Here is a 12,088-nt window from a genome sequence, read left to right as displayed (position 1 = left end):
AATTACCTCCAGTTAGAAAGTCTTACCCATTTCTAAGAAAATACGATTTTTATCATAGCGATAAAATGGGTGATTACTTGACACTTTTTGATAAGACCATGTAATTTTAGGCGTGATTCCTAAAAAGTAAAGATCACGATGCCATAATGTTACTGCTGATTGATATTCATTATTTTTCTGACGAATATTAAATAAATCAGCACCTTTATAAATTCTACGTGCATACGCAAGGGAAACTCGGGTTGAAATCCCCCATCCCCACTCTTGCCCCCAACCTAAACGGAGGTTTTTACGTTGATAAGCATTGTCTTCATCTCGTGTATTTTCACGATTATAATCAGCGCCTACGAACCAAAATTGACCACTCTTAGGAAAATAAGATAACGTATTCGACCAAAGATAGTTATTGCCATTCAAATGTTTACGCGTGTTATAACGCTGTTCACCATATTCAAGTGCGGTTGACATTTGCCACTTTTCATTCAGCCAATAGATTAAATCTAAACGAGCACCTGAATTTTTCGAATACTGCTTCATTGACTCACTCCCTGATGAGCCTCCTGCATACCATCGTCTTTCTGTAAATGGCATTAATGACATCTCAAAACGTGCTGTTTGATAACCTAATCCAGCGCCAACTCTACCATTAAATTCATTATATTTTTTATTATCCCAGTAATATTTCCCACTCCCCTCAATAGAAAATTTAGTGAAATAATTATGGGGTAATGACCATTTTTTCTCTGCATCCGCAAAATAAGAAAAACCTGTGGCACTTTCGCGCGCCCAGGCATTCCAATTTCCAATGCGAGTGCCTGCTTTTGGTGCATTGTTAATATTACTTTCGTTTAAGAAACTCAGACCACCCTGAAACTTCCACTGATCTCGGCGATTAAGCGCCGAAAGATATTGGTCGATCATGACGATAGACTCAGGTGAAAATTGTTCAGCTCTCAGTTTTTGGAATTGGTCTTTGGCCGCCTCATTATCATTGTTAAAAAAGAGTGCCTGTGCTAACTGATAACGTAACGGAAGAATGGTTGAATCTTGAGAAAATAGCGTACGATAACGAGTTACCGCTTCTGAAAAGCGCCCCTCTTCGCGAGCATTAATCGCATTCGCCCACTCAAGTAAAAATGAATCTTGTTTAGGCAAATCTTGATATAACGGTAATAATAGTTGAACGGCTTCACCGTTATTTTGCAACACTGCAGGAATCAATCCTCGTACGATTAAATCAGGATGTTTTGCCAATTCTTCTTTCGTCATAGAAAGTGTATGTTTATCATCGCGTTTCTCTGAAATTTGTGGCTTTTGACTGGATAAGTCAGGTTTCGCAAGCTGAAGCTGATCATCAAACCGCTCATCCCGAGGTTGAGGAGACTTCTCTACTGCAAAAGAGAATGAACTAAGCAATAATGAGGAGCTTAAAAATAAAACAAGTTTAGATTGTGAAGTCATTTTTTATTCCTATAAAGAAAAATAAAGCAAGCCAAAGGCTTGCTTTACAATTTACAAAAATTTTCTAATTTTTTCTAGCACCAAAGACACCCATAACATCTTTTCCTTTGTAAGTTCCTGCGACCTCTTCAGCATCTTTTCCATAGAACCCACCTTCGGTATGAACACCTTTATCGCTTATTCCTCTAAATTTATTACCTTGAATTTTGGCAAATAAGGAAACATCATCGAAATGTATCTCAGGAGAAAGAGCCCCCCCAGCAATATCATTTGATACGAGGACATCATTAAAACCTGTTTTCGCTAAAGAAATTGTTCCATTTAGTGTTTTATCTGCAAAATTTGCAGTAAGTCTGGCTGATGATAAGAAATATCCCTCTTTTTTAGCTGCCTCTAAATGACTACCATATCCGGTATAATTGACTATACCTGATTGAGGCATTTCTATTGTTGGATTTACACCGAATGCAACATGATAATAAGAGTTCAGCGAAGGATCTGTAAACGTTCCCCAACGAATGTTCTTATAGTTTTTACCGCTAACACTACGTTGCGATTTAGGAGAAAACTCCTCTAGCAGTTCTTTTGCATTAATTCCAATGAATCCGGGACGTTCGTAATACCCTGATGGAATAATTTCAATTGCTTGACCTTCAACATTAACAAGATTCACGTTATTATCATCATGTATTTGTCTTTCAATTGTGGTAACTACGCTATTCTCTTTGTTAACTTCAAATCCTACTCGGCTAAACATAATTTGCTCTTCAGATTTTGGTTGTTCAGCTGGTTTTACTTGCTCAGCTGGTTTTACTTGCTCAGCTGGTTTCACTGTCTCAGTTGGCTTCACTGGATCAGCTGGTTTTACTTGTTCAGTGGGTTTTACTTGTTCAGTGGGTTTTAGTGACTCAGTTGGTTTTACTGTCTCAGCTGGTTTCACTGTCTCAGCTGGTTTCACTGTCTCAGCTGGTTTCACTGTCTCAGCTGGTTTTACTGTCTCAGCTGGTTTCACTGTCTCAGCTGGTTTCACTGTCTCAGCTGGTTTTACTGGCTCAGCTGGTTTTACTGGCTCAGCTGGTTTTACTGGCTCAGCTGGTTTTACTGGCTCAGCTGGTTTTACTGGCTCAGCTGGTTTTACTGGCTCAGCTGGTTTTACTGGCTCAGTTGGTTTTACTGGCTCAGCTGGTTGAGTATTGCTATCACCGCTACTTCCACAGGCGGCTAACGTTACAGTTGCAAGAATGGTTAAACTTAATTTAGAGAGATTAAATTTCATTGTTTTTCCTTAGGTAAAAATAAATAGGTGCATATTATAAAGAGACTTAAGATATCTTTTCAAAGAAAATATATTAATGATCAAAAAGATATAAAAATGGCTAACTTACGTTAGCCGTTTCATTTTAATCATGCATCCCTAATTTCTTCTCTAAATAGTGGATATTTGCACCACCTTTTTGGAAGTTTTCATCTTCAAGAATGAGTTCATGAAGTGGGATATTTGTTTTGATACCGTCAATGATCGTCTCTGATAATGCATTTTGCATACGACGGATTGCAACATCACGAGTATCACCGTATGTGATTAATTTTGCGATCATAGAATCATAATGCGGAGGAACAGTATAACCACCATACACATGAGAATCCCAACGAACGCCTAAACCACCTGGTGAGTGTAAGTGTGCCACTTTACCTGGAGATGGTAAGAATGTTTTTGGATCTTCTGCATTGATACGACATTCAATCGCATGACCTTTCACTTTAATATCTTCTTGTTTGTAAGAAAGTGGTAAGCCAGCCGCAATACGCAATTGTTCTTTCACTAAATCTACACCGGTGATCATTTCTGTTACTGGGTGTTCTACTTGAATACGAGTATTCATTTCGATGAAATAGAACTCACCATTTTCATATAAAAATTCAAATGTACCTGCACCGCGATAGCCAATTTCAACACAAGCCTTCGCACAGCGAGAACCAATATCACGACGAACTTCTTCGGTAATACCTGGTGCGGGTGCTTCTTCCACAACTTTTTGGTGACGGCGCTGCATAGAACAATCACGTTCAGCAAGATAGATTGCATTACCGTGTGTATCCGCTAAAACTTGAATCTCAATATGGCGTGGATTTTCTAAATATTTTTCCATGTAAACCATATCATTGTTAAACGCTGCTTTTGCTTCAGCTTTGGTCATCGCAATAGATTCTTCAAGTGCATCTTCATTACGTACCACGCGCATACCACGACCGCCGCCGCCGCCAGATGCTTTGATAATAATTGGATAACCAATACGTTTTGCAATCTCTTTATTTTTTGCGATATCGCTACCTACTGGACCATCTGAACCCGGTACACAAGGCACGCCCGCTTTTTTCATTGCTTTAATCGCAGAAACTTTATCCCCCATCAAACGAATGACGTCTGCTGTTGGACCAATAAAAATAAAACCAGAACGCTCAACTTGCTCTGCAAAATCTGCATTTTCAGAAAGGAAACCATAACCAGGGTGAATAGCATCTGCACCCGTTACTTCTGCGGCTGCAATAATGGCTGGAATATTCAAATAACTTTTTACAGATGGCGCAGGTCCAATACAGACTGTTTCATCTGCCAGTAATACATGTTTCAAATCACGATCAGCGGTAGAGTGAACCGCCACGGTTTTAATGCCTAATTCTTTACAGGCACGCAAAATACGTAGTGCAATTTCACCACGGTTAGCTATCACAACTTTTTCTAACATAACAATTTCTACTTGTGTGAAAAATGGCGAGAACTCTCGCCATTTCAGATTAATAGGGATTATTCAATAACGATCAATGGTTGATCAAATTCAACCGCTTCGCCATCGCTCACCAAGATTGCTTTCACCACACCAGCTTTATCTGCTTCAATACGGTTCATCATTTTCATCGCTTCAACGATACAAAGTGCATCGCCAACTTTGACTGTTTGTCCCACTTCTACGAAAGCTTTCGCTTCTGGGCTTGGGCTACGGTAGAATGTCCCTACCATTGGTGAACGCACTTGGTGACCAGATACCTCTACCACCGCCACTTCAGCTGGCGCCACCGATACTGGTGTGGCAGCAGCTGCAACAGGTACTACCGGTGCAGCAGCATATTGAATTGCACCTTGTGCAACGGCTGGAGCTGCTCGACTAATACGTACTGTACCCTCTTCTTCTTGCACTTCTAATTCAGTGATACCTGACTCTTCTACTAATTCAATCAGTTTTTTGATTTTACGAATGTCCATACGTTCTTCCTAAGAATAATAATAAATTTTTAACCACGCTTTCAGAATTTACGCCAAAGTGCAGCCATTTTGATGAATATTTTTGTGCGACAAAGATTACCGCAAAATTACACACTTTGCGATAAATTTCTGCGAAAATACGCAAATTTTGTGAAAAAATCATGCTTTTTTATTTAAAAAATCTAACGCGAATTGGAGAGCAAACTCATAGCCTTTCGCACCTAACCCACAAATCACCCCTTCAGCCACATCACTAAAGTAAGAATGGTGACGGAATGGCTCGCGCTTATGTACATTAGATAAATGGATTTCAACAAAAGGAATTGACACAGCAAGCAACGCATCACGCAATGCAACACTAGTATGCGTATAAGCTGCTGGGTTAATTAAAATAAAATCCACTTTCTGAAAACTTTGATGAATCTTATCGATTAACTTTTCTTCGCTATTTGCTTGAAAGCACGCCAAATTCACATCATGCTGCACCGCAAGTTTTGCCACATTTTCTTCAATGGTAGATAACGAAAGCGAACCATAATGTTTCGGCTCTCTTGCGCCCAACATATTTAAGTTCGGGCCATTTAACAGCAAAATATTGAATTTTTTTGACATTTTCACATCCTTTAACTTGTGCGAATTATAGCGATTTTTTGTGTAATGGTGGTCGTATCTCTAGACAATTTTGGTAATAAATTCTGAATTTAAATCAATTATCGGTAAATCTGAGCCTGGCCACGCACGTAATACTTGATGTTGCATCAAATTTAACGTATCTAATCCTGGCGTCACATTGGGTGTATATTGTGCTGCGATACGAGCGAGTTGCGTTAATCCAAGACTACTTTCAATGCTCGAGCTAATCACTGCTTTTATGCCTAAACTATGTGCTTGCGCAATCAGCTTTTGACAATCTTGTAGAGAACCAATCAGTGTTGGTTTAATCACAATGGCACTTAAGTGCGGTTCTTTTTCTAAAAGAAAATCTGGCTCACGCACACTTTCATCCCAAGCAATATTAATGCCTGCTTGAGCTGCAAACTGACGGCTTTCTTCACGGGTTTTACAAGGTTCTTCCAAAAATTGAATCCGTGAACGATGTTGTGGTTTTACTTTTTCAGCAAATTTTAAGGCTTTTTCTAATGTCCATTGACGATTCGCATCTAGACGTAATTGCAAATCAGGAATCGCTTCAAGAAACATATCCGTAATCAAACCATCACGATTCGCTTCATACATGCCTACTTTGATTTTAGCCACTTTGTCACCTGACATTTGATTAAGTTCTGCATATAACTCATCAGGATCACCATAGCACAAAGGCGCGGTATGATAGTTACCTTCCTCATTTAAATAACGTTTCATCTCATCCATCGCCGTGCTAATACCGAAGGCAACAGAAGGATAACAACCGTCAAGTGGAACTCTTGGCGCTTCGCAGCTTGCATGATACCAGTTCGTCAACCATTCAATGGCTTGCTCTTGCGCTTGTTCAAGAGTTTCTTCGCTAAATCCTGGTAAAGGAGATATTTCCCCCCACCCTTCACGGCTACAAGAGACTCGAACGATGAGTCCCTCACGATGTTTTAAAAAACGTTCACGTAGAATCAATTGACTGTCTACTGGAATAGAATAACGATAAAGATTAAATGATTTAATTCTCATTTTGTTCTCCTTGAAGGACAAAAGTGCGGTTAAAAAATAATTTTTTAACCGCACTTCCCTTATTTAAAAGACACGTGTTTCATAAATAATTTACGCTTTAATCTAATAATTTCTTTTCTTATTCTTTCAACCACTGAAAATTTTGTCTGATTTTCATGAACTAAATCTCTCCCTTTTTGCAAGCTACTTTCAAAAGGTTTATCTGGATTCACAACAAAATCTTGTACACAAATACCTGGTGAAAGCTGTACCACGTTGTAATCCTTTAAATTTAAAAAATCCTCAAAGATAAGAGAATCAATTGCAATTTCAAGCGGTTTATTTTTTATCTGTTTGAGAAGGTATTTCGCACCTTTTGCCGTTACTGTATAACCTGCAGTTCCTGACTGCTTAAATGTGATAGGGTAAATCTTTCTATTACACTTTACTACTTTAGGCTTACGAAATACCATTTTTCCATTAGCCTCAAGCTTTAGCACATCAACATCATCAGACAAATAATCAACCTCTAATAACGTCTTCGCATTCTCACCTAAGTGAATATCATCTTCAAAAATATTGATATAGTCTAAATTATTTTCTACTGCCAGATCCCATAACGCAATATGACTTAATGCACAACCAATTTCACCATCCGATAATTTGGCGTTTGGTGACCGATCTAAAGTAATATTAAATTTCTTTGCAACATCCTCAATACGATCTGGTGTGACCGCATCAAAAAATGAAAAAGGGATTTTTTGCTGACCAAATTCTTGTTCAATATGTTTGCGACGTTTAGTTTCTTTGATTAAACTAATAATGTAATTATATTGTTTCTCGCAACCCATAAAAATAATTTCCAAATAGCAATAAAAATTTCAATATATTTTCAAAAGTGCGGTTAAAAACACACTGATTTTGAACCGCACTTTTTATGTCAAAATTAAGGATTACGTCTGAATTTGCTGAAGTCTGGTGCGCGTTTTTCGTTAAACGCGTTACGACCTTCTTGACCTTCTTCAGTCATATAGAACAACATGGTTGCATTACCCGCGAGTTCTTGTAAACCTGATTGACCATCACAGTCCGCATTCAATGCAGCTTTCAAGCAACGTAACGCAATTGGGCTGTTACGCAACATTTCACGGCACCAACGCACGGTTTCTTTTTCTAAATCAGCATAAGGCACGACTGTATTCACTAAGCCCATATCTAATGCTTCTTGCGCATTATATTGACGGCATAAGAACCAAATTTCGCGAGCTTTTTTCTGACCAACTAAACGCGCCATATAGCTTGCACCCCAGCCACCGTCAAATGAACCTACTTTAGGACCAGTTTGACCAAAAATCGCATTCTCTGCTGCAATGGTTAGATCACATAACATATGAAGTACGTGGCCGCCACCAATTGCATATCCAGCCACCATTGCTACAACTGGTTTTGGACAAGTACGAATATCACGTTGGAAATCCAATACATTTAAGTGATGTACACCGCTTTCATCTTTGTAACCGCCGTAGTCACCACGAATTTTTTGGTCACCACCAGAACAGAATGCTTTTTCGCCTTCACCGGTTAACACAATCACGCCAATTTTTTCATCGAAACGAGCGTTAGAAAAAGCATGGATCATTTCTTTAACTGTTTGCGGTCGAAATGCGTTACGCACTTCTGGACGATTAATCGTAATTTTTGCAATACCATCAGTCGATTTGTGGAAACGAATATCAGTATAACCTTCGCTATGATCAACCCACTCAACTGGTGCATATAAAACATCATCTTTTGGATTTTGCATTGTTCTTTCCTTTATAAGTGTAAAAAGTGCGGTCATTATAACGGAAGTTTTTTACTTCGGGAAAGAAAATCACGTCGCTATTAGATAATCACTTTACAATCAGATTGTTGTTGCTAAAATTTTGGCAATCTAGATATTATAAGGAAATTTAAGTGAGAAAATTTATTATTTTCGGCGCAACTGTACTCTTAAGTGCTTGTGGTTTATTTAGCTCATCACAATCGTCGATCCCTGCAGAATTTGCACAAGCTGATTATCTACTTTCTGACGTAAATGCAAGAAAATGGGCAACGTCAAGTAAACAAGCTGAACAATGTATCTATCCGAATTTGACCCGAATTCAACAACAACACTTCGCTAAAGAAGATAGCTACATTCATTCCCAATATGTCTTTTTCTATCCGTTAGAAAAAATCATCGGGGAAAACTATGTGAAAATGATTCAAAAAGATGAAAAATCAATGAATTACGCAACTTATCAATTTAAGAAATTCCGTACAGAAGTCGGGGATGTTGACTCGTTAGATCCTAAAGCATGTCAAATCTTACGAACTCAAGCCAAAGAAGATTTAGATGTCGTAAAAGGTCAATATATAAATGGCATGGTAGATGAAACCAAAAATGACGATGGTACATTGAAGAAAACGGGTGATGGTATTGCCACCAATCAAAACAAATTCTTCTTTGATATTATTAAATGGGGTTCAGCTCTCCTCCTTTAGTAATTTCACTCTTCACGATCAAAATCAATTAAATGCACGATTCCGATGGAAAATCGTGCATTTTTTATTGCCCAATTACAAATCTTCAAAAACTAATACCTTTATTAATGAATTTAACTTACAATAGAAGATAATAGTTATCATTAATAATGAGGTAAATATGATTATTTCATCCGCAAACGATTATCGTCAAGTTGCTAAACGTAAGGTTCCTCCATTTATGTTTCATTATGCTGATGGTGGCTCTTATTCCGAACATACACTTACACGTAATGTAAGCGATCTATCTAACATAGCATTACGGCAACGTGTGCTCAATGATATGTCTCAATTAAATACTGAAATTGAATTATTCGGTGAAAAGCTTTCTATGCCGTTAGTATTGGCTCCTGTAGGTGCATGTGGCATGTACGCAAGTCGTGGTGAAGTTCAAGCCGCAAAAGCTGCCGATAACAAAGGTATTCCATTTACGCTTTCAACTGTATCAATTTGTCCAATTGAAGAAGTAGCTCCAACACTCAAACGTTCCATGTGGTTCCAACTTTATGTTCTAAAAGATCGAGGCTTTATGAAAAATGCGCTCGAACGAGCAAAAGCAGCAGGTTGTAAGACATTGGTCTTTACTGTAGATATGCCAACCCCTGGTGCACGTTATCGTGATATGCATTCAGGCATGAGTGGCGAATATAAATGGCTTCGTCGAACATTACAAGGCTTCACTCATCCATTATGGTCTTACGATATGCTCATGAAGGGGCGTCCATTTACATTAGGTAATGTTTCTCAATATATGGGTAAACCAGTAGGGTTAGATGATTACATTGGTTGGTTAACTGACAACTTCGATCCTTCTATTTCGTGGAAAGATTTAGAATGGATACGTGATTATTGGGATGGTGCTATGGTTATCAAAGGTATTTTAGATGCTGAAGATGCTAAAGATGCTGTTCGCTTTGGTGCTGATGGGATCGTGGTATCCAACCATGGAGGTAGACAACTAGATGGTACGCCATCAACAGCTCAAGCTTTACCTTATGTCGCTGATGCAGTCAAAGGTAATATAAAAATTCTTGCAGATAGTGGTATTCGTAATGGATTAGATGTAGTACGTATGATCGCATTAGGTGCTGATGCTACTATGATTGGTCGTTCTTTTGTATATGCTCTTGGAGCAGATGGTCAACGCGGCGTAGAGAATATGCTCGATATATTTCATAAAGAAATGCGTGTAGCAATGACGCTAACAAGCAATAAGAATATCACAGATATTACTCGTGATGCGTTAGTGGATTTCAGCAAATAAATTTTAAATTTCATAATCTAAAATCATTTAACAGCGTGAATATTTTACGCTGTTTTTATTTTATTAGAAAACGATTGCGATCAAAAAAAGCTTATCTTTTCAGGAAAAAAGAAAAATAGTCGTTTTAATCCGATCCATTTTCCGTTAGTCTATCCAGAATTACTTTTTACAAGGAGAAAACATCATGACAACGCTTTTTGATATTGCACAAAACTGGTTAAACCAAGATCCTGATGCAGAAACTCACGCAGAATTAACCGCACTTTTAACTGCGGCGAAAAATGGTGATAAAAAAGCACAATCTGAATTACAAGCTCGCTTTAGTGGCCGTTTACAATTTGGTACTGCAGGGCTTCGTGGACCATTACAAGCAGGCCCTATGGGGATGAACCGTGTTTTAGTAGCACAAGCAGCAGGTGGTTTAGCGGATTATTTAAAAGATTACGACAAACGACCTTCTATCGTGATTGGTTACGACGGTCGTAAAAACTCTGATGTTTTCGCACGTGATACCGCTGAAATCATGGCGGGTGCAGGCGTGAAAGCTTACTTACTTCCACGTAAATTACCCACTCCAGTATTAGCTTACGCAATCCAATATTTTGACACCACTGCGGGTGTTATGGTTACCGCAAGCCACAACCCACCGGAAGATAACGGTTATAAAGTTTATTTAGGTAAAGCGAACGGCGGTGGCCAAATCGTTTCTCCTGCTGACAAAGATATCGCAGCCTTGATCGATAAAGTCGCAGCGGGCAATGTAAAAGATTTACCACGTAGCCAAGATTATGTGGTGTTAGATGATGAAGTAGTTAATGCTTATATCGAAAAAACCGCTTCTCTTGCTAAAGAGCCTAAATCAGACATTAACTACGTTTATACCGCAATGCATGGTGTAGGCTATGAAGTATTAAGCAAAACCTTAACCAAAGCAGGTCTTCCACAACCTCATATTGTGGCAGAACAAGTATGGCCAGATGGCACATTCCCAACAGTAAACTTCCCTAACCCAGAAGAAAAAGGTGCATTAGATTTAGCCATTAAAGTGGCAAAAGAACACAATGCGGAATTCATTATTGCCAATGACCCTGATGCAGACCGTTTAGCAGTGGCTGTTCCAGATGCACAAGGTAACTGGAAACCTTTACACGGTAACGTAGTAGGTTGCTTCTTAGGTTGGTATTTAGCAAAACAATACCATGCAAAAGGCGAGAAAGGCGTATTAGCGTGTTCTTTAGTATCTTCTCCAGCACTTGCTGAAATTGCGAAAAAATACGGCTTCCAATCAGAAGAAACCTTAACTGGTTTCAAATACATCGGTAAAGTTCAAGGCTTATTATTCGGTTTCGAAGAAGCGCTTGGTTACTTAGTAGACCCAGATAAAGTACGCGATAAAGACGGTATTTCAGCGGCGATCGTATTCTTAGATTTAGTGCGTCACTTAAAAGCACAAGGTAAAACCTTAGCGGATTACGCCAATGACTTCACACAAGAATTCGGTGCTTATGTAAGTGGTCAAATTTCTATCCGTGTAAGCGATTTATCTGAAATCGGTAAATTAATGACCGCACTTCGTAACACGCCTCCAGCTGAAGTAGGTGGTGTTAAAGTGGCACAATTCATCGACCACACTAAAACTGATCGCCAAAGCGACATCCTTGTATTCGTATTAGAAAACGGTAGCCGCTTAATCGTTCGTCCATCTGGTACTGAACCGAAAATCAAGTTCTATCTTGATGCTCGCGGTAAAGATCCAAAAGACGCGGATCAAGTTTTAGCACAATTTGATGAAGGCGTTCGTCAAATCCTTCGTCAAGATGCTTACGGCAAACAGGATTGCTAATTGAGCAAACTATTAAATAATAAAAAACGCTAGGTTTGATGCCTAGCGTTTT

The 12,088-nt window shown here is 38.8% G+C and carries 11 protein-coding genes; 3 read left to right on the top strand and 8 right to left on the bottom strand.

Annotation, left to right across the window (positions count from 1 at the left end; all coding sequences use genetic code 11):
• Window positions 1-12 precede the first annotated feature (12 nt).
• The 8 genes from EL215_RS04635 to menB form a co-directional block, all read right to left on the bottom strand.
• On the bottom strand, window positions 13-1,461 hold the full coding sequence (locus tag EL215_RS04635) for a surface lipoprotein assembly modifier (protein ID WP_126470511.1): 1,449 nt from the start codon (window positions 1,459-1,461) through the stop codon (window positions 13-15).
• Window positions 1,462-1,525: 64 nt separating this feature from the next.
• The gene (locus tag EL215_RS10425) at window positions 1,526-2,737 is read right to left on the bottom strand and encodes a transferrin-binding protein-like solute binding protein (RefSeq protein ID WP_126470509.1); all 1,212 of its coding nucleotides are present in this window, start codon (window positions 2,735-2,737) and stop codon (window positions 1,526-1,528) included.
• Between the two features lie 124 nt (window positions 2,738-2,861).
• Window positions 2,862-4,208, bottom strand: coding sequence for an acetyl-CoA carboxylase biotin carboxylase subunit (gene accC, locus EL215_RS04625; RefSeq protein ID WP_126470507.1), 1,347 nt, complete (start codon window positions 4,206-4,208; stop codon window positions 2,862-2,864).
• A 59-nt stretch (window positions 4,209-4,267) separates the two neighbouring features.
• On the bottom strand, window positions 4,268-4,723 hold the full coding sequence (accB, locus tag EL215_RS04620; protein ID WP_126470505.1) for an acetyl-CoA carboxylase biotin carboxyl carrier protein: 456 nt from the start codon (window positions 4,721-4,723) through the stop codon (window positions 4,268-4,270).
• Window positions 4,724-4,882: 159 nt separating this feature from the next.
• Entirely contained in the window at window positions 4,883-5,335 is a 453-nt protein-coding gene (gene aroQ / locus EL215_RS04615) for a type II 3-dehydroquinate dehydratase (RefSeq protein WP_126470503.1), read from the bottom strand.
• Between the two features lie 60 nt (window positions 5,336-5,395).
• Window positions 5,396-6,385, bottom strand: a complete 990-nt coding sequence (menC, locus tag EL215_RS04610; RefSeq protein ID WP_126470501.1) for an o-succinylbenzoate synthase — start codon at window positions 6,383-6,385, stop codon at window positions 5,396-5,398.
• A gap of 59 nt (window positions 6,386-6,444) precedes the next feature.
• Window positions 6,445-7,215, bottom strand: a complete 771-nt coding sequence (locus EL215_RS04605) for a glycosyltransferase family 25 protein (RefSeq protein ID WP_126470499.1) — start codon at window positions 7,213-7,215, stop codon at window positions 6,445-6,447.
• A gap of 95 nt (window positions 7,216-7,310) precedes the next feature.
• The gene (menB, locus tag EL215_RS04600) at window positions 7,311-8,168 is read right to left on the bottom strand and encodes a 1,4-dihydroxy-2-naphthoyl-CoA synthase (protein WP_014064726.1); all 858 of its coding nucleotides are present in this window, start codon (window positions 8,166-8,168) and stop codon (window positions 7,311-7,313) included.
• Window positions 8,169-8,320: 152 nt separating this feature from the next.
• On the opposite strand from menB, the gene EL215_RS04595 reads away from it, so the two are divergent.
• The 3 genes from EL215_RS04595 to EL215_RS04585 all read left to right on the top strand — a co-directional run bounded on the left by EL215_RS04595 (window position 8,321) and on the right by EL215_RS04585 (window position 12,036).
• Entirely contained in the window at window positions 8,321-8,890 is a 570-nt protein-coding gene (locus EL215_RS04595) for a DUF5358 domain-containing protein (RefSeq protein WP_126470497.1), read from the top strand.
• A 160-nt stretch (window positions 8,891-9,050) separates the two neighbouring features.
• Window positions 9,051-10,193 (top strand): FMN-dependent L-lactate dehydrogenase LldD, encoded by a 1,143-nt coding sequence (lldD, locus tag EL215_RS04590; protein WP_049356086.1) that lies wholly within the window; start codon window positions 9,051-9,053, stop codon window positions 10,191-10,193.
• Between the two features lie 184 nt (window positions 10,194-10,377).
• A complete protein-coding gene (locus EL215_RS04585; protein ID WP_126470495.1) occupies window positions 10,378-12,036 on the top strand; it encodes a phospho-sugar mutase in 1,659 nt (552 codons plus the stop codon).
• The last annotated feature ends 52 nt before the right edge of the window (window positions 12,037-12,088 follow it).

It is taken from the genome of Haemophilus parainfluenzae (genome assembly GCF_900638025.1).
Lineage (GTDB): Bacteria > Pseudomonadota > Gammaproteobacteria > Enterobacterales > Pasteurellaceae > Haemophilus_D > Haemophilus_D parainfluenzae_J.
Note: the sequence above shows the minus strand (reverse complement) of the source record. Positions and strands in the feature narration are given on the sequence as shown.